Below are 20100 nucleotides of genomic sequence, written 5' to 3'. Positions count from 1 at the left end.
TCAGTATTTAAATTATTAGAAGGAGTGTGACAGAATGTTAAATTTATTAAATTCTATTGTAACATCAGTTAATAACATACTTTGGTCTTACGTGCTCATAATTTTACTTATAAGTATTGGAGCATATTTTACTATTCATCTTAAGTTTCCACAGTTCAGATTTTTTTCTCATACAGTTAAACTTCTTAGGAATGGTAGAAAAACCTCAGATGGAGAGGAAGGTGTGGCTGTATCATCATTTCAAGCATTCTGCATAAGTGTTGCTTCTCATGTTGGTACTGGAAATCTTGCGGGAGTTGCAATAGCCGTTACAGTTGGAGGTCCAGGAGCAGTTTTCTGGATGTGGGTTATAGCTCTTTTAGGTGCAGGCTCAAGCTTTGTTGAAAATACATTAGCACAGATTTATAAAGTAAAGGGTGAAAACGGATACAAGGGTGGTCCTGCATACTATATGGAAAAAGCGCTTGGCAAACGAAAGCTTGGTATAGTATTCTCAGTACTTATAACTATATCATTTGGACTTGTATTTAATTCAGTTCAGGCAAATACTGTAACATTAGCGTTTGAAGGAGCATTTGGTATTACAAGATTCTGGGGTGGGATGATCCTGGTAGGACTTACTGCTTTGGTTATATTTGGTGGCGTTAAGAGGATAGCAAAAGTTGCAGAGATTCTAGTACCAGTTATGGCTGTAGCCTATGTATTCGTTGCATTCTTTGTAATTTTCAAAAATATAGCTCAAGTTCCAGCTGTATTTAAAATGATTTTTCAAGGTGCTTTTGGTTTAAAGCAATTTACAGGCGGCGGAATTGGTGCAGCGATTATGATGGGTATTAAAAGAGGACTATTCTCAAATGAAGCAGGTATGGGAAGTGCCCCAAATGCAGCAGCTACAGCAGATGTAAGCCATCCTGTCAAACAAGGGATTGTGCAAGTATTTGGAGTTTTCCTAGATACTATAGTAATATGTAGCGCAACAGCATTTATTATTTTAATTTCTGGGGAGCAGCTAAATAATGGACTTACTGGAATAAAACTGACGCAAGTAGCATTAACCTCGCAGGTAGGTAACTGGGGTAATATATTTATAGCAACGTGCATTTTCATGTTTGCATTTAGTTCTATAATTGGAAACTATTATTATGGTGAATCAAATATCGAGTTTATAAATGGAAACAAGATATGGCTTAATATTTTTAGAGTAGCTGTAATCGGTATGGTATTTTGGGGTTCAATGTCTTCAATAAGTATTGTATGGAATATGGCAGATTTATTCATGGGAGCAATGGCACTCATAAACCTTGTTGTTATTTTCAAATTAAGCAAGGTACTTCCAAAGGTAATTAAGGATTATGCAATTCAAATTAAACAAGGTAAAGATCCAGTATTTCATGCGGATTCGATTGATGGACTTACCAATACTGAGTGTTGGGATAAGGATTAGTAGGGAATTCTAATAGCATATTTTAAATAGGTTATTGAACAGGCCATATACGGTGTATATTTTTAGTATATGGTCTGTTTTTATATATTATAGAAAAAATTCTTTATGAATATTAGGGAAGCAAGATTTTTCATATCATAAATTTTATTGGAATTATTTTTAAAAGTGTTAGAATTAATTAACTTGGTATATAATGATATTATTAGATAGAAAAGTAGTTTTAAAATAAATTATAAGGTGTGTTGACATGGAAGAGTTAAGAAGCGCGATTAATGAAATATTAAAGCAGGATATTTTAAAATTAGTTATTAGTAATAAAATGAATAAAGATGTACAGTATAATAAAATAACATTCGTATTGAAAGAAGATGATGTAAAGCAATATTATCAAATAGAAAAAAACACCGATAAGCAAGCTTTCCATGAGAATATTACTATAGATGTTTTAGGAGAAAAAATACTAGAATATGTATCAGCGAGTTATAAACAAGTAGATGCTTGGTCAAATACAATTACATTTGATTTGAAAATATCTAAAAAAGGTAAAGTTCATTTAGGGAAGAAAAAAAGTGATAATGTAAAAATTGCTAATAAAGGACATAACAAAGAAAAAAATTATATTCTTAAAGAGGGTATGATAATAGAGCCTCTTATAGATTTAGGCATTTTTACAAAAGAAGGCAGGGTTGTTAATTCAAAATATGATAAGTATAAGCAAATAAATAAGTTTGTTGAAATTATTGATGATGAAATTAAGAAGAATGATTTTAAGGAACTTACTATATTAGACTTTGGATGTGGAAAATCTTACTTAACATTTGTATTATATTATTACTTTGTTGAAATCAAAAAAATCAATGTAAAAATGATAGGACTTGATCTTAAGGAGGATGTAATTAAAGAATGTAATGACATATCTAAAAGATACAATTATGAAAACTTACATTTTGAGCTAGGGGATATAAATGGATTTAAATATGATAATAAAGTTGATATGGTAATTACATTACATGCGTGCGATACAGCTACTGATTATGCTTTATATAATGCGATAAAGTGGAATAGTAATATGATTTTCTCTGTTCCTTGCTGCCAACATGAATTCAATAGCCAAATTAAAACAGAGTCATTATCGATACTAACAAAGTATGGAATAGTACAAGAAAGGGTTTCGGCGCTTATGACAGATTCAGTAAGAGCAAATCTTTTAGAAAGCGTCGGATATAAAAGTCAACTTCTAGAATTTATAGATATATCACACTCTCCTAAAAACATATTAATTAGAGCTTCAAAAGCTAATATATCTAAGGATAAAAAAGAGAAAGCATTATCTGAAGTTAATGTTTTAATGAACCAATTTAATTTAAATTCAACATTATTTAATTTATTAAAAAAAGATAATTTAATTTAAATTATATCGATTAATATGGATAACATAATGATAGCTTAATCAATCTAATTTAAATTCAACATTCTTTAATTTGTTTTAAAAATATAATTTTAATTTATTTTTTATATTAAGAGACGATAAGCTAGAGTGCTGAAAAAAATATATAAAAAGAGAGTAGATGAGATGAAAAAATGTTAACAATATATGCGGTATCGGATTCAATAGGAGAAACAGCGGAACTTGTGGCAAAATCAGTAGCGAGTCAGTTTCCAGATAGTGTAATAGTGAAAAAAACACCACATATTAAAACAGCTGAGGATGTTAATTATTTTATTAGCAAAATTGATAGGGATTCAAAAGTAATGATTATTTCGACTATTATTATGGTAGATGTAAAAGAATTTTTAGTACAAAGATGTGTAGAAAAAGGAATATTTGTATCGAATGTTTTAGGACCAGGGATAGGACTAGCTTCTAAGTTATTAAATAAACAGCCAGAATACATTCCAGGAGCAATATGGAAAATGGATAAGGATTATTATAAAAGAATAGAAGCTATGGAGTTTGCTATGCAATATGATGATAGCAGGGATTATGATGGGATAAAACATGCAGACGTAGTGCTTATTGGTGTTTCAAGAACTTCAAAAACCCCATTGTGTATGTATTTAGCTAATAAAGGAATTAAAGCTATAAATATACCGTTAGTACCTGAAGTTCCTGTTCCAGAAGAACTATATAACATTCCTGGAAGGAAGATCATAGGGCTTAAAATAAATCCTTTTGAGCTTATTGAAATAAGAAAAAATAGAATGGGTAAATTCAATGGGCTTAATGCTAACTTTCAATATGCTAATGATTCAAGAATATTAGATGAGTTAGATTATGCTGAAAAAATAATGAAAAAAACAAGGTGTTTGACAATTGATGTTACTAAAAGAGCTATAGAAGATACGGCTTTAATTATTATGAAAAGTATAGGGTATGATCAATAGTGTTTTTAATGCTTTTTTAATAATAGTAATATTTTTAAATAAATGCTTTGCTGTGGAATAATTTTACTTAAAATAAAAAAATGTATTTCATGTGTGAATTTTATGATACATTAATAGTATAATAAAAAATATAAACTTAAATGTTAAAAGGGAGTAGCTGCCTATATTGGTGATAAAGTCAACATACTGACCTTTTGGTCTGGCTTTATCGTGGCTGAGTTCAGTCAAGTGAGATTTTTAACACAATGGTTTTATCGTTGTATGTAAGGTCTTTTTTAGTATAATCGTTTATGCTAAAGGAGATTTTAAGCAGGATAGAATTTCAGTGTGTTGAAAGTCTTTTTTATTTATATATTTTAATTTAAAGGGAGGGCATCAAACGGCGATATTTATTAAAGCATTATTACTTACTTAATCGATGTCCATTTCAGAAACAATATTATTAGCTATTAATTATTATATAGTATATAATGGTAACAAAGAAAGGAAGTTTTTGTATGAGGACAAGAGGAAATAAAATATCTATAATTGGAGCAGGTTTTGTAGGTTCTACTACAGCATTTGCTTTAATGACTGGAGGATTAGCATCTGAAATTGTAATTGTAGATATAAATAAGGAAAAAGCTGAGGGCGAGGCAATGGATTTATCACATGGAGCTTCCTTCGTAAGGCCTATTGAAATAACGTCTGGAGAGTATTCAGACACAAAGGATTCAGATATAGTAATTATTACAGCTGGAATTGGTCAAAAGCCAGGAGAAACAAGGCTTACATGTATTTCGAAAAATTTAAAAATATTTCAAAGTATAGTTCCGGAAGTTGTAAAATTCAGTCCCAATTCTATATTGTTGGTAGTGTCAAACCCCGTGGATGTATTGACTTATATAACCTATAAGCTTTCAGGATTTCCAAGCAATAGAGTAATTGGGTCGGGGACGGTTCTTGATACTTCGAGATTTAAATACCTGCTTAGTCAGCATTTTGAAATTGACGCTAGAAATATACATACCTATATAATGGGTGAACATGGGGATTCAGAAATTGCTACTTGGAGTTTAACTAGTATTGCGGGTATGAATGTTGATGAGTACTGTGATATGTGTCCTAAAAAATGTGGTGGAGAGATGAAGTTTGATATATATAAGGAAGTAAAAGAAGCAGCCTATACTATTATTAAAAAAAAGGGTGCAACATATTATGCTGTTGCCCTAGCCATAAAAAGAATAGTTGAAGCAATATTAAGCAATGAGAACTCTATTCTTACAGTATCATCTCTGCTAAAGGGTGAATATGGAATCCAGGACATTTATATGGGAGTTCCAACAATTTTAGGTAGAGAAGGGGTAAAAAAAATACTACAAGTCAAACTCAATGAGGATGAAACAGATAAACTTTTGGAATCTTCAAAGGTGCTGAAGACAGTTATAAAAGATTCCAAAATATAAAGTTGAGGCATTCGAAATAAAATAACAAGTAGAAAATTGCCGAATTTCATTTTAGAATAATTAAATAGGATTATGAATATAAAAAGAATCTTTTCTGAATAGTTAAGATTTTTTTTGTTCAAATTTTTAACGTAACCCATCTCCTATAACACTTTTAGGCATAATATTATTCTCATTTGAACAAATATTAAGCCAACTATTACCCATTATAAATGTGCCAGTGCCGATAGGAACATAACTGATGTTACTTATTTTATAATCTTCTTGAATTATAGAATTGTTGCCAGAACTATAAAATAATTTTGATAAAGGGAACCCATATTGATATGCTCCCCTTATGGTAGACAGTTAAAATAATAAAACTGTTTACTATAAGGAGGGCTATTTTTTTATGGGAAGAAAATCAACTATATCAGACCAACAAAAAATTAAGGCTGTAACATCATATTTAAATGGAAAAGCTAGTATGTTAAGTTTATGCAACAAACTTCAAGTACATAAGAGTTCTTTTCAAAAATGGGTAATACGATATAAATCAGAAGGTGAAGCTGGGTTAAAACATTCTAGCAAAAATACTTCTTATACTGCCAAAATCAAGATTAACATTGTAAAAGAATATCTTGATGGGCATGGCTCACTGAATGATTTATGCATTAAGTATCATATTTCGTCAAATACAGTTTTATGCAATTGGATAAAGAAGTATAATGGTCATGAAAACATAAAATCTTCTGGAACAGGAGGAAAAATAATCATGACCAAAGGACGCAAAACTTCTTATATTGAACGCATTGAAATCATAAAGTACTGTATTGAAAACAATAACAGTTATAATAAAACTGTTGAAAAATATAAGGTATCTTATCCTCAGATTTATACCTGGATGAAGAAGTATAATCAGTTTGGTATTGAAGGGCTTTTGGACCGACGTGGAAAGCCAAAGGCTGAAGAGTTAATGACAGAAGATGAAAAGCTAAAAGCTCAATACAAGCTTTTAGAAGCACAAAATAGAAGATTACGGATGGAGAATGCTCTTCTAAAAAAAATCCAAGAGATAGAAAGAAGGCGATATTAAGCGAAGCTAGATACGAAGATACTTATCTTGCAATCCAAGAATTATCTAACAAAGATAAATTTCCTATAACTGAGTTGTGCATTATAGGCGGCGTTAGCCATTCTGCATATTATAAATGGCTACACAGAGAAAAAAGTAACCGAGTATTGAAAAACGAAGAATTATTAAAGCTTATTTGTGAGTTATATGAGGAAAAAGACGGTATCTTAGGCTATCGCCAGATGACGATTAAAATCCGTAGAGAATATAATAAAAAAGTTAATTATAAACGAATTTATCGTCTGATGCAGATATTAGGATTAAAATCCGTATGCAGAAAAAAAAGATATAATTATATTAAGTCAACTCCTGAAGTTACTGCAGAAAATATTTTGGATAGAAATTTTAAAGCAGAACAAGTCAATAAAAAATGGCTTACAGATGTAACCGAGTTTAAATATGGGAGAAGTGGACAAAAGGCTTATCTAAGTGCAATATTTGATTTAGGTGATAGAAGTATTGTTTCATATGTCATTGGTCATTCTAATAATAACCAATTGGTTTATCAAACCTTTAATCTTGCTGTTAAAGTATACCCTGATGCTAAACCAATATTTCATAGTGACCGAGGTTTCCAGTATACTTCAAAAATATTTAAAGAAAAACTAAAAAAAGCTGGAATGATACAGAGCATGTCGAGGGTTGGGCATTGTATTGATAATGGTCCAATGGAAGGATTTTGGGGAATCTTAAAAACAGAAATGTATTATCTTCATAAATTTGAAGACTATGAAAGCTTAAAGAAATCGATTGAAGACTATATAGAATATTATAATAATAGACGTTATCAAAAACGTTTAAAGTGCATGACACCAATGGAATATCAGCGATATCTATTAGGTAATGCAGCATAAATAAAGCGCCTACCAAATGATAGACGCCTTACATAAAATCTTTAATTATTTCCACTGTCTACTTGACAGGGGGCAGTTCATATAATGTTACCTCAATTTTGGAATGTATTTTAAAGGTAATAATTTATATAGCAGTGCTTTCAAAATAATCTCTATTTGAAAGTACCGCTGGAGAATCAGGCTTATATTCAGCTGCTTTATTATTATATTTAATTGACTCTGATCTACTTCCTAACCTGTCATAACAAACACATAGTTGTAAATTGGGTATATATCCCCAATAATCATGAGATATAAAGCCCCAACTATTAACTGGCTTATTAAGTTCTGATGCGAGCTTATACCAAAAAATAGCCTTGTTATAATCGGAAATTTCAAAATAGTAGGTTCCTATAGTACAGCATATTTCAGCTCTTGGAGTATCATATTCAAAGCTTCTAAGTAGTATTTTTAGCATGGCTTTTTTATCACCTATAATGTTATAACAGTTAGAAAGATCAAAGCAGGCACTTATATTATCCTCTACCCAGCCTTTTTCTGTGTCTAAAAATTCATTGAAATATTTTATTGCTTCTTCAAAAAATCCATTTTGATGTAATTCCCTGGAATAATAGAAGAGTCCTCTTGGTGTTAAAGATTGCCCATCTGACAGTAATTTTTTATAAATAGATATATTTCTACCTTGTACTGCGGCATGTTCTTTTCTATGTGTTATGCAAACATCGGCGTTTATAATGTTTCCTCCCATTACTAGGCATTCATGAACAGGTTCTGTCCATTTACAATTGTTTATTCTTTTTGACAAGCGTTCTCTAAAATATGATAAGGTAACTGTTCCATTTTCATCAAAGCCTACGTTATACATCATCATAACATTATCTACATCTAGAGTTAAGCTTTGCTTAAGTTGTTTAAATTTTTTTATATCTTCTTCGAGAATAATATCATCAGCGTCTAGCCAAAGAATATAATCCATTTTTGCTTTAGAAAAAGAAAAATTTCTAGCAGCAGAGAAATCATCAATCCACTGGAAATTAAAAAAATCATCTGTATATTCTTGTGCAATTTTTTTTGTGTTATCTGTCGAGCCAGTGTCAACTATTATTATTTCGTCAACAATATCCTTAATACAGTCAAGACACCTACCTAAAACATCTTCCTCATTTTTTACAATCATACATAAACTAATAGTTACCATATAAGATATAAGCCTCCTAAAACAAATTTACAGTATATAATATGCTGTGGGTTGGAATAGGGAGCATATTTAAAAATAAATTATAAAATGTAACTAAGGTTATGAAAATCATTTCTAAGGCCATTAGAATGCATTTATAAATAGGATAGGTACACTTTTTAATAATAAGCGTAATATGTAATTGAAGCATAATTTGCTGTGACTAAGTGATCGAGGAAGGGATAAAGTAATGATTGAGAATAGGAAAACTTCAATAATAATTTTAACTTACAACAATCTTATTTATAATCACAAATGCGTTGATAGCATAAGGAAATACACTAAAGAGAATACCTACGAAATAATTGTTGTAGATAATAATTCTACTGATGGGACAAGAGAATGGCTTAAAGACCAGAAGTATATAAAATCTATTTTAAATGATGAGAATGTAGGTTTTCCAAAGGGCTGTAATATTGGAATAGCTGCATCAGGCAAAGAAAATGATATTTTGTTTTTGAATAATGATACGGTAGTTACTCCAAGGTGGCTTGATAATCTTAAAATATGTCTTTACAGTGATGATAAAGTTGGAGCAACTTCATCTATAACTAATAATTGTTCTAATTATCAGTCTGTAAGTGTGCCTTATAGTGATGTTAAAGATATGATTCCATTCGCTGAGGCTAATAATGTTTCAAACCCCGAGAAATGGGAGGGGAAAGTAAGGCTTGTGGCATTTTGCATGCTTATAAGGAGAGATGTTCTTAACAAGATTGGCGTTATGGATGAGCAATTTTCACCTGGAAATTTTGAAGATGATGATTTATGCATGAGAATTATAGAATCGGGATATAAGATGATGCTTTGTAATGACAGCTTCATACACCATTTTGGCAGTTCATCTTTTAATAAAGATTATACTGAATTTAATAATGTACTAACGACAAATCGTAAAAAAATTGAGGATAAGTGGGGGTTTAACTCTAACGTAGGTAGCACATTAAAATTTGACATAATACAGCGTATAGATGAGCCAAAAGAAAATGGTCTAAATATTCTTGAGTTTGACTGTGGGCTAGGTGCTACACTACTTAAGTTGAAATATATGTATCCTAACGCTGATATATATGGTATAGAGACAAATGAGCATGTAGCGAGGCTAGGTGGAAAAATTCTAGAGTTAATAACTGATGATTTTGAAGAAAATTATAGCATGAACTTTAAAAAAGACAAGACAAATTTTTTTGATTATATAATTCTTGGCAATAGACTTCAACTAAGTAAAGACCCTTGGACATTACTAAATGAAATAAAAAATTTTTTGAAGCCTGGGGGATATATAATTGCGACTATTCCTAACTTAATGCATCATTCAGTTATAAAAGAGTTATTAAGAGGAAGCTTTATGTACAGCGGAAATTCTATTTTAAATAGAAATAATAATAAGTTTTTTACTTTAACAGATATATGCAAAATATTCGATGAGTGTGGGTATAGTAATCCATATATATTTCATTATCGTACTGAATTAACACCGGAAGATGATCAGCTATTAAATAATATTTGTGGTATTGTTGGTAAAGATATGAAAGAGTATTTCTTATCTTACGAGTATGTAGCTAAATATCAAAAAAATGTATAGTGTGCAGAGATTGACAACTATGTTGGCAGTCTCTATTTTTTAGCAAGGAGAAAATTGGCGTAGTGTAATTGTTAGACTTTTTTCTTTTTATAGAAATATTTATGACTATCTGAGGCTAAGCTAGTTTATTTTTGTTGCAAATTGTCGTATGGTGTATAATGATTAATGTAAACAAAACTGGATATAATTACAACAATAAATATTAAAGATTATCAGGTGGCAAAATTAAATACCAAGTGGTTAAAGGAAGGTAGTAAAAATGTATAAACATGAAATATTATTTCAAGATTATTTAGAACTAAAAAGTAAAGAATCAAAAGATTGTATTATGGGTTTTCAAGAATACAATGAGCCTGGGAAAGATATAGAAATTAAAGTTAATTTGATAAATGGCGACTGGTTAAGGGTTTATTATAATGAAAGTGATATAGATTGGTGTTAAAAAATAATGTAGCTATTATATTAGAGTCAGTTGTTTGTAAACAGTCTGAAACATAAAAATAATCCTCCCAATTTGGGAGGATTATTTTTATGTTAAGATAAACCAAAGAAATACCTTAATTTTTTTATAGATAACATAACTTATTAGCAAGCTACCAAGCATATTCCCCTTAAGTATCTACAAGTATAAACTATGATTTCTCTAATTCTATATAGTTCACTTTCCTTATTTCGTGCCCTCCAGATTTTTGCATAATCACAGAACCATACTTCGAGATTTTCTGCGAGATCCATTGGACTAAATACTGTATCTACATCATTTTTAGAATACTCATTCTTCAAAAGATTTAGGAAAAAGCTATTCACAAGTTGTATTGCCCTTGCTGAAACAATAAATTCTTGCAGATCAAAGGTGTTTATGCACACTTTTTTAGACAATGTAGTAAACTTATTTTCTATTTCACAAGCTATGTCATAACCAGCTAAAATCTTTTTCCAATCAAGCTCGCTGAAACTTTCTATAATATCTGAATTTTCACTATGATTTTCTTTCCATTCGACTAGTTCATACCAGCCTACGACCTGCTCCTTGGATAATTTATTCAACAGAGACACGAGTTCAAGTGAGTCATCACCATACTCTATTAAGGACAACGCTTTAAATACATTTTCAAACTCTTTCTCGCCATCTGGGTTCCATGATAAGGACGCTCCGTATGCCATGCCTGGAATTGAGCTACTTAAAAAATTTATATGACCAAAATCTCCCCAGTCAGTATTGAGAACGCCTGTTGCACCATATTTAACACCATAGGCTACCATTCTTTTAATATTCTCAAAACCCTTATCGACTTTGTTCACTAGTTGATTCCATCCCCATACACCTGGGCACACGTACTGCTCCATACCTGACTCAGTTATTGCTTTTGTTCCATCCTCTTTGGCATTTTCGTTATAGTCCCAATTAAGACATATGGCATCCTTACTTATATTATTTAAAAGTTCAGGATGATGTAAAATCACATCCCCCCAGAACATAACCTTCTTGCCTTTTTTCTTGACTATATCTATTACTTTGTTCAAAAATTCAACATACAACATTCCAACCCCAACTTCATCGGCTTTGGCTTTACTTTTACCCTTTCCTAAATCAAAGGTTTCATCACAGCATATATTGAATGTGTCTGAGCTAAATAGCGGTATATATTGCATTAGCATTTCTTCAACTAGTTTTATGCTACCTTCATTAGTTGCATCCAGTGTGTGTGAAACCATTCTATGACCAAAAGAGTACTCGCCTCCCTCACTGTTTTCTAGCTCACACAATTTATTGAAGGACTTTGACCTAAGCACCTCATACATATGCCCGAAGGTAGACAAGGATGGGATTAATTCAACATGCCTTTTTTTGCAATATTGGTCAAGTATTAATATTTCCTCCGCTGTTAGTGGATCTTTGTCCATCCATATTTCACTCATGCCTTTAAATGCAAAAGTATGTTCTATATACAATTGCAACTGATTAATTTTATAAAAAGCTGCCCTGTCAACTAGTTCCATAAGCATTTCAAGTGTTGGTACCTTGCCTCTTGTAACATCATGATAGAACCCACGGTTAGTAAAATATGGCTCGTCTTCAATTTTGAGATTTGGAAGTAAAGTTCCATTTTGCCTAATAATTTGTCTAAATGTCTGTACTCCATAAAATATGCCTATGGAAGTAGCAGCACATATTTCGATGCAGTTTCTACCAATAATTAAGGTGTAAGCCTCTTTTGGACCTGATACTTTTTTAAATCTAATTACGGTTTTATCATTATGGCAATCAAAGGCCTTATTTATTACTAATTTGAAGCCTAATTGTTGCTGAATTTCATCTTGTAATACAATCGCGGCATTTAAGTCATCAAAATTACATTGGTAATCTAAGACTATCTCCGTATCACGTCTAAGCTGCAATGTACCTTTATTCAGTTTTAATTGTTTTGGACTTGGTATTAAAAACATATTGTACACTCCCTAAATTTTGTTTGATTAGAATCCGGGTTACTAGCCATTAAAGGGTAATAAATCCCGATTTTACTGAGTATTGTAGAGAAAAATATCTATAAAATAAAAGCATCCATTTTATAATAGTTTTGCGATAAACTTTATATAAAAAGATGCTAATAAAATGAACAAAAAATATTTAAATCAAACTCTTACCTACTTCTCTACGCTATACCATATTGGAGAAGAAATCAATAGAATGATAGATAATAAAAAAATTACCAAAAGCAATTAATAACAAGGATACGGTTTCAAGCCATAGTCTAAGACTTAGAAGTGTTTATTTTAACATTTGTGTAAAAATAAACTACATATATAGTAAAAGCGTATATGTTAACTTTCTACATTATATGTGTCTATTATAAATGCATCTTGTTAAAAGAAATAAAAAATGTGTTATCAATATATAAAACGGTAAGATATTATATATTGATACTAATAGAGTTGATTTTGAAATGTATTGATAATAATTAGCCATGTGTATCAGGATGCGAAACATTGAATTATTTAGACTAATATGTAGAAATATGAATGTAATCTAGCTAGAGTAGCTATGTTGTGAAATTATGCTCTTATTTATGTGATAGAATACTCCTTGTCGTCACAAACGAGTGGCACGATAAGCTAACTGTTGATAACTATTTAGTATGTTTTCAAATGAAAACAAATTAAAAAAATGTTGACAAAACAAGAAATACCTAGTAATATAGTAGAAGTCGTCACATGATGACAAAGCGAATTGGTCTTTGAAAATTAAACAGAGAAATAGGTAAAGATAGCGAAATAATATTTCGTTAAACCAGTTAATTACTTTAGTATAAAGTAAAATTTAGTCGTAAGACTAAAAGTATGTAATGAGCTTGCGTAACAACTTAACAGTTGTCGCAGATTAATCATTTCAACTAAAAAAGTGTAAACTTTTAAATTGAGAGTTTGATCCTGGCTCAGGACGAACGCTGGCGGCGTGCCTAACACATGCAAGTCGAGCGATGAAACCTTTCGGGGTGGATTAGCGGCGGACGGGTGAGTAACACGTGGGTAACCTGCCTCAAAGAGGGGAATAGCCTCCCGAAAGGGAGATTAATACCGCATAATATGTTTTGGTCGCATGATCGAAACATCAAAGGATTTTTCTTCGGAAAATTCCACTTTGAGATGGACCCGCGGCGCATTAGCTAGTTGGTGAGGTAACGGCTCACCAAGGCGACGATGCGTAGCCGACCTGAGAGGGTGATCGGCCACATTGGAACTGAGACACGGTCCAGACTCCTACGGGAGGCAGCAGTGGGGAATATTGCGCAATGGGGGAAACCCTGACGCAGCAACGCCGCGTGAATGATGAAGGCCTTCGGGTTGTAAAGTTCTGTCTTCTGGGACGATAATGACGGTACCAGAGGAGGAAGCCACGGCTAACTACGTGCCAGCAGCCGCGGTAATACGTAGGTGGCAAGCGTTGTCCGGATTTACTGGGCGTAAAGGATGCGTAGGCGGACATTTAAGTCAGATGTGAAATACCCGAGCTTAACTTGGGTGCTGCATTTGAAACTGGGTGTCTAGAGTGCAGGAGAGGTAAGTGGAATTCCTAGTGTAGCGGTGAAATGCGTAGAGATTAGGAAGAACACCAGTGGCGAAGGCGACTTACTGGACTGTAACTGACGCTGAGGCATGAAAGCGTGGGGAGCAAACAGGATTAGATACCCTGGTAGTCCACGCCGTAAACGATGAATACTAGGTGTCGGGGGTCGAACCTCGGTGCCGCCGTTAACACATTAAGTATTCCGCCTGGGGAGTACGATCGCAAGATTAAAACTCAAAGGAATTGACGGGGGCCCGCACAAGCAGCGGAGCATGTGGTTTAATTCGAAGCAACGCGAAGAACCTTACCTAGACTTGACATCCCCTGCATAACCCAGAGATGGGCGAAGTCCTTCGGGACAGGGTGACAGGTGGTGCATGGTTGTCGTCAGCTCGTGTCGTGAGATGTTGGGTTAAGTCCCGCAACGAGCGCAACCCTTATCATTAGTTGCTACCATTAAGTTGAGCACTCTAGTGAGACTGCCCGGGTTAACCGGGAGGAAGGTGGGGATGACGTCAAATCATCATGCCCCTTATGTCTAGGGCTACACACGTGCTACAATGGTGAGTACAAAGAGATGCAAGACCGCAAGGTGGAGCCAAACTCAAAAACTCATCCCAGTTCGGATTGTAGGCTGCAACTCGCCTACATGAAGCCGGAGTTGCTAGTAATCGCGAATCAGCATGTCGCGGTGAATACGTTCCCGGGCCTTGTACACACCGCCCGTCACACCATGAGAGTTGGTAACACCCGAAGTCCGTGAGGTAACCGTAAGGAGCCAGCGGCCGAAGGTGGGATTGATGATTGGGGTGAAGTCGTAACAAGGTAGCCGTAGGAGAACCTGCGGCTGGATCACCTCCTTTCTAGGGAGTAGATGTATTGACTTCGGTCGATGCAATAGAAGAATATTAATTTGTTCTTCAAAAATATCTATTGTAATTAATCGTACCTAGTTCTCTGTTTAATTTTGAGAGACTAATTTTATCTAACTCTTAGGAGTTAGATAATGAATAGTTTTTCTTAAAATGTTCTTTGAAAATTGCACAGTGAAAAAAGTTGTTTTAAAAAAATTAAAACTACGCAAGTAGTTTATAAATTAATTTAATACAATTTCGCAAAATTAATATAACCGTCTATGTAAATAGACAGAATCAAGGTCAAGCTACAAAGGGCGCATGGCGAATGCCTTGGCACTAGGAGCCGAAGAAGGACGCGTTAAGCTGCGATAAGCTTTGGGTAGGCGCAAATAGCCTGTGATCCAAAGATTTCCGAATGGGGGAACCCACATAGTAACAACTATGTACTGCATACTGAATAAATAGGTATGCAGAGGTAGACCCGGGGAACTGAAACATCTAAGTACCCGGAGGAAGAGAAAGAAACATCGATTTCCTAAGTAGCGGCGAGCGAAAGGGAAAGAGCCCAAACCCAGGTCTTTGATCTGGGGGTTGAGGATAGATCATAAATACTGCAATTCCTTAATTGAAGATAGCTGGAAAGCTGCTCCGCAGAAGGTAATAGGCCTGTAAATGAAAAGGAAAAACAGTCAGATCTAATCCAGAGTACCACGAGACACGTGAAACCTTGTGGGAAGCTGGGAGGACCACCTCCCAAGGCTAAATACTACCTAGTGACCGATAGTGAAGAAGTACCGTGAGGGAAAGGTGAAAAGAACCCCGGAAGGGGAGTGAAATAGAACCTGAAACCGTGTGCCTACAACCGGTCGAAGCACTTTATATGTGTGACGGCGTGCTTTTTGTAGAACGAGCCAACGAGTTACGATATGTAGCAAGGTTAAGTACTTAAGGTACGGAGCCGAAGGGAAACCAAGTCTGAATAGGGCGTTGTGAACGCAAGTTCACGAAGTTGCATGTCGTAGACCCGAAACCGGGTGACCTATCCATGGCCAGGATGAAGCGGAAGTAAAATTCCGTGGAGGTCCGAACCACGTTGGTGTTGAAAAACCATGGGATGAGCTGTGGATAGCGGAGAAATTCCAATCGAACTCGGAGATAGCTGGTTCTCCTCGAAATAGCTTTAGGGCTAGCGTCGATTAATTGAGTAATGGAGGTAGAGCACTGAATGGGCTAGGGGCTGACAACAGTTACTGAACCCTATCAAACTCCGAATGCCATATACTTTTATTTCGGCAGTCAGACTGCGAATGATAAGATCCGTAGTCAAAAGGGAAACAGCCCAGACCATCAGCTAAGGTCCCAAAGTGTAAGTTAAGTGGAAAAGGATGTGGGATTTCTAAGACAACTAGGATGTTGGCTCAGAAGCAGCCACTCATTTAAAGAGTGCGTAATAGCTCACTAGTCAAGAGATCCTGCGCCGAAGATGTCCGGGGCTAAAACTTACCACCGAAGCTATGGGTGTACACAATTGTGTACGCGGTAGAGGAGCTTTCTGTACTGGCTGAAGTCATACCGTAAGGAGTGGTGGACGGTACAGAAGTGAGAATGTTGGCATGAGTAGCGAGAGTTAAGTGAGAATCTTAACGGTCGAAAACCTAAGGTTTCCTGAGGAAGGCTCGTCCTCTCAGGGTTAGTCGGGACCTAAGCCGAGGCCGAAAGGCGTAGGTGATGGACAATCGGTTGATATTCCGATACCACCAATGGACGTTATTAGAAATGGGATGACGCAGGAGGATAAGATGTGCACACTATTGGATGTGTGTCTAAGCATTTAGGCGGAGCAGACAGGCAAATCCGTTTGCTCTTAACGCTGAGATGTGATGGGGAAGGGAATTTATTCCTGAAGTATCTGATTCCACGCTGCCAAGAAAAGTCTCTATCGAGGATATTGGTGCCCGTACCGCAAACCGACACAGGTAGGTGAGGAGAGAATCCTAAGACCATCGGAAGAATTGTTGTTAAGGAACTCGGCAAATTGACCCCGTAACTTCGGGAGAAGGGGTGCCTACGTAAGTAGGTCGCAGAGAATAGGCCCAAGCAACTGTTTAGCAAAAACACAGGTCTCTGCTAAAGCGAAAGCTGATGTATAGGGGCTGACGCCTGCCCGGTGCTGGAAGGTTAAGGGGATTACTTAGCGCAAGCGAAGGTATGAACTTAAGCCCCAGTAAACGGCGGCCGTAACTATAACGGTCCTAAGGTAGCGAAATTCCTTGTCGGGTAAGTTCCGACCCGCACGAATGGCGTAATGATTTGGGCACTGTCTCAACAACACATCCGGCGAAATTGTAGTGCAAGTGAAGATGCTTGCTACCCGCGATTGGACGGAAAGACCCCGTAGAGCTTTACTGTAGCTTAGCATTGAATTTCGGTATTGTCTGTACAGGATAGGTGGGAGACTGAGAAACATGGGCGTCAGCCTGTGTGGAGTCATCCTTGGGATACCACCCTGACAGTACTGAGGTTCTAACTGGAGGCCATGAATCTGGTCACAGGACATTGTTAGGTGGGCAGTTTGACTGGGGCGGTCGCCTCCAAAAAAGTAACGGAGGCGCCCAAAGGTTCCCTCAGCGCGGTTGGAAATCGCGCGAAGAGTGCAAAGGCAGAAGGGAGCCTGACTGCGACACTTACAAGTGGAGCAGGGACGAAAGTCGGGCTTAGTGATCCGGTGGTACCTCGTGGGAGGGCCATCGCTCAACGGATAAAAGCTACCTCGGGGATAACAGGCTGATCTCCCCCAAGAGTCCACATCGACGGGGAGGTTTGGCACCTCGATGTCGGCTCGTCGCATCCTGGGGCTGAAGTAGGTCCCAAGGGTTGGGCTGTTCGCCCATTAAAGCGGCACGCGAGCTGGGTTCAGAACGTCGTGAGACAGTTCGGTCCCTATCCGTCGCGGGCGTAGGAAATTTGAAGGGAGCTGTCCTTAGTACGAGAGGACCGGGATGGACAAACCTCTGGTGCACCAGTTGTCACGCCAGTGGCATCGCTGGGTAGCTATGTTTGGAAGGGATAAACGCTGAAAGCATCTAAGCGTGAAGCCCACCCTGAGATGAGATTTCCCATAACTCGCACGTAAGTGCGGTGTTAGTAAGACTCCTGGAAGACCACCAGGTTGATAGGTTAGAGGTGTAAGCATGGTAACATGTTCAGCTGACTAATACTAATAAGTCGAGGGCTTGACCTAAATATATAATTAAAAGTAATGCGATATACTTCTTTCGTAAGAAAGAAGCGAGGCTTTGAGCGTGAGCGAAAAGACTAATTCACTGTGCAATTTTCAGAGAATATTTATATTCTCAATCTGGTGATTATGGCATGAAGGTAACACCCGTTCCCATACCGAACACGAAGGTTAAGCTTCAATGCGCCGATGGTACTGCAGGGGTGACCTTGTGGAAGAGTAGGTTGTCGCCAGGTAAGAAAAGACCGCTAAGTTTAACTTAGTGGTTTTTATTTTGTATAATATAACAAGTGAAAACATTAATAAAAGGAGCTTGACCTAAATGGATAAGCTCCTTTTATTAGTGCGTCGGGCATGGGGCACTTAACTTTTTCTATTAATAGCACTAAATAGAGCATTTAGTGAAGATGTATCAATATTCGAAGAAACACCAACCCCAAAATACCTTTGGCCATTGTATTCTATTTGTATATAAGTGGCAGCTTTTGAGTTCGAACCACTGCCTAGAGCATGTTCATCATAAGATATAAAGTTATAACCATTAATGTTTGAACCATGTAGCGCATTGAAGAAGGCGTCTACTGGACCGTTTCCAACTCCAGAAATATTCATCACTTTACCACTTACTGAAATTAATGCCTGGATGTTAACTATATTTTCATCTGTTTCAACGTTTTGTACTGATTGGATGGTATAACTTTTCAATAAATTTGGGGATTTTATATTTAAGTTGGATTGTCAATACTTTATTATACAAACTTTATTCGGACATCTTAGCCTTATATTCTTTTGGTGTCATATAGTTTAATGAACCATGAATTCTATGGTTATTATACCAGTTTACATAATCAAATAGCTCACGTTCCAATTCCTCAAAACTGCTAAATACTCTATCATATGCAAACTCTGTTTTTATTATTTTATATGTTGCCTCTGCAACTGCGTTATCGTATGGACAACCTTTTTTACTAAGTGATCTTTGGATATTAAATGTTTCTAAAACCTCATCTATAATGTTATTTTTAAATTCATTTCCCCTGTCTGTATGGAATATATTTATGTTGCTTAGGTTACAATCTGCTCTCATAAAGGCCTTATAAACAAGCTTAGCATCCTTATTCTTACCCACAGAGTAACTTATTAACTCTCTATTATGTAAATTTATAAGAAGGCATATGTAGTGCCATTTCCCAGCAACATTTACATAGGTTAGGTCACTTACAACAACATCTAGATTGGATCTATTTTGAAAATCTCTATTAACGATGTCCTCAACTTTATCATTGTTACAACTAGATTTATGTATTTTAAACTGTTTAATAGTATAATTTGATACTAGTCCATATTTCTTCATTATACATGCTATTTTAGCTCTTGATACCTGAATTTCTTTCTTGGATAGTTCAACCTTTATTTTTCTTGTACCGTAGTTATTCTTACTATCTTTAAAAATCTTTATAATTGTATTTTCTAAATCTGAATTAAATCTGCGTTCTTTACGTTTATAGTAAACTAATCCTCTTGGAATGCCTAGTGCTCTGCACATTGCGCTAATACTGTATTTATACTTATTCGCTAAAATAAGTTCTATTTTCGTCCCATTATCAGCGCTGCTTGCTTTAAAATATCATTTTCCATCTCTAACCTAGTATTTTCTTTTTTCAATTTGAGTAACTCATTTTCAGCATCGCTACGGTTATCTTTTGCTTTAAATGATCCAGTATTACTATAATCTGCGACCCATTTATTAATAGTTGATTTAGCCACGCCATATTCTCTTGATATTTCTGCAATAACCTTACCATTGTTTCTAAGTGCTACTAGTTGTTTTTTAAATTCCTCAGTGTAATTTTTTCCGTTTCTTCCCATGATATA

At 35.2% G+C, this 20100-nt stretch carries 12 protein-coding genes and 3 rRNA genes; 11 read left to right on the top strand and 4 right to left on the bottom strand.

Annotated features, from left to right (window positions below; all coding sequences use genetic code 11):
- The first annotated feature begins 34 nt into the window (after positions 1-34).
- The 6 genes from ACWJKS_RS13615 (at position 35) to ACWJKS_RS13590 (ending at position 7242) form a co-directional block, all read left to right on the top strand.
- Positions 35-1444 (top strand): alanine/glycine:cation symporter family protein, encoded by a 1410-nt coding sequence (locus ACWJKS_RS13615; RefSeq protein ID WP_462959790.1) that lies wholly within the window; start codon positions 35-37, stop codon positions 1442-1444.
- A gap of 247 nt (positions 1445-1691) precedes the next feature.
- A complete protein-coding gene (locus tag ACWJKS_RS13610) occupies positions 1692-2855 on the top strand; it encodes a class I SAM-dependent methyltransferase (RefSeq protein ID WP_462959789.1) in 1164 nt (387 codons plus the stop codon).
- 170 nt (positions 2856-3025) lie between these two features.
- Positions 3026-3829 carry a pyruvate, water dikinase regulatory protein gene (locus ACWJKS_RS13605; protein ID WP_216304469.1) on the top strand — a complete coding sequence of 268 codons (804 nt, stop codon included), beginning with the start codon at positions 3026-3028 and terminating at the stop codon, positions 3827-3829.
- 497 nt (positions 3830-4326) lie between these two features.
- Entirely contained in the window at positions 4327-5274 is a 948-nt protein-coding gene (locus ACWJKS_RS13600; RefSeq protein ID WP_216304470.1) for an L-lactate dehydrogenase, read from the top strand.
- A gap of 391 nt (positions 5275-5665) precedes the next feature.
- Positions 5666-6349: a helix-turn-helix domain-containing protein gene (locus ACWJKS_RS13595; RefSeq protein WP_258280590.1), complete on the top strand. Its 684-nt coding sequence runs from the start codon at positions 5666-5668 to the stop codon at positions 6347-6349.
- On the top strand, positions 6289-7242 hold the full coding sequence (locus ACWJKS_RS13590) for an IS3 family transposase (protein ID WP_216304646.1): 954 nt from the start codon (positions 6289-6291) through the stop codon (positions 7240-7242). The genes ACWJKS_RS13595 and ACWJKS_RS13590 overlap by 61 nt, the downstream gene beginning before the upstream one ends.
- A 124-nt stretch (positions 7243-7366) precedes the next feature.
- Here the strand turns inward: ACWJKS_RS13590 and ACWJKS_RS13585 are convergent, their stop codons facing one another.
- A complete protein-coding gene (locus ACWJKS_RS13585; protein ID WP_462959788.1) occupies positions 7367-8440 on the bottom strand; it encodes a tetratricopeptide repeat-containing glycosyltransferase family 2 protein in 1074 nt (357 codons plus the stop codon).
- 229 nt (positions 8441-8669) lie between these two features.
- On the opposite strand from ACWJKS_RS13585, the gene ACWJKS_RS13580 reads away from it, so the two are divergent.
- Both ACWJKS_RS13580 and ACWJKS_RS13575 read left to right on the top strand, forming a co-directional pair.
- Positions 8670-10064 carry a glycosyltransferase gene (locus ACWJKS_RS13580; RefSeq protein ID WP_462959787.1) on the top strand — a complete coding sequence of 465 codons (1395 nt, stop codon included), beginning with the start codon at positions 8670-8672 and terminating at the stop codon, positions 10062-10064.
- A gap of 259 nt (positions 10065-10323) precedes the next feature.
- A complete protein-coding gene (locus ACWJKS_RS13575) occupies positions 10324-10506 on the top strand; it encodes a hypothetical protein (protein WP_462959786.1) in 183 nt (60 codons plus the stop codon).
- A 143-nt stretch (positions 10507-10649) separates the two neighbouring features.
- On the opposite strand, the gene ACWJKS_RS13570 is transcribed toward ACWJKS_RS13575, so the two are convergent.
- The gene (locus tag ACWJKS_RS13570; protein ID WP_462959785.1) at positions 10650-12512 is read right to left on the bottom strand and encodes a beta-N-acetylhexosaminidase; all 1863 of its coding nucleotides are present in this window, start codon (positions 12510-12512) and stop codon (positions 10650-10652) included.
- Between the two features lie 963 nt (positions 12513-13475).
- On the opposite strand from ACWJKS_RS13570, the gene ACWJKS_RS13565 reads away from it, so the two are divergent.
- The 3 genes from ACWJKS_RS13565 to rrf all read left to right on the top strand — a co-directional run bounded on the left by ACWJKS_RS13565 (position 13476) and on the right by rrf (position 18461).
- A 16S ribosomal RNA gene (locus ACWJKS_RS13565) occupies positions 13476-14993 on the top strand.
- Between the two features lie 292 nt (positions 14994-15285).
- Positions 15286-18228 (top strand): 23S ribosomal RNA (locus ACWJKS_RS13560).
- A 116-nt stretch (positions 18229-18344) separates the two neighbouring features.
- Positions 18345-18461: ribosomal RNA gene (gene rrf, locus ACWJKS_RS13555) — 5S ribosomal RNA — on the top strand.
- Together the 16S, 23S and 5S rRNA genes form the textbook arrangement of a ribosomal RNA operon.
- Before the next feature lie 127 nt (positions 18462-18588).
- Here the strand turns inward: rrf and ACWJKS_RS13550 are convergent.
- Both ACWJKS_RS13550 and ACWJKS_RS13545 read right to left on the bottom strand, forming a co-directional pair.
- Complete coding sequence (locus tag ACWJKS_RS13550) at positions 18589-18930, bottom strand: alpha-isopropylmalate synthase regulatory domain-containing protein (RefSeq protein ID WP_462959784.1); 342 nt, start codon at positions 18928-18930, stop codon at positions 18589-18591.
- 55 nt (positions 18931-18985) lie between these two features.
- Positions 18986-20094, bottom strand: a protein-coding gene (locus ACWJKS_RS13545) for an IS3 family transposase (protein ID WP_462959783.1) whose coding sequence is annotated in 2 segments (ribosomal slippage) — positions 18986-19848 and positions 19848-20094 — 1110 coding nt in all. Because the reading frame shifts where the segments join, the coding sequence is not laid out codon by codon here.
- Positions 20095-20100 lie beyond the last annotated feature (6 nt).

The organism is Clostridium sp. CM038 (assembly GCF_055081105.1).
The sequence above is the reverse complement of the archived record's forward strand: the minus strand, read 5'-3'. Positions and strand labels throughout refer to the sequence as shown.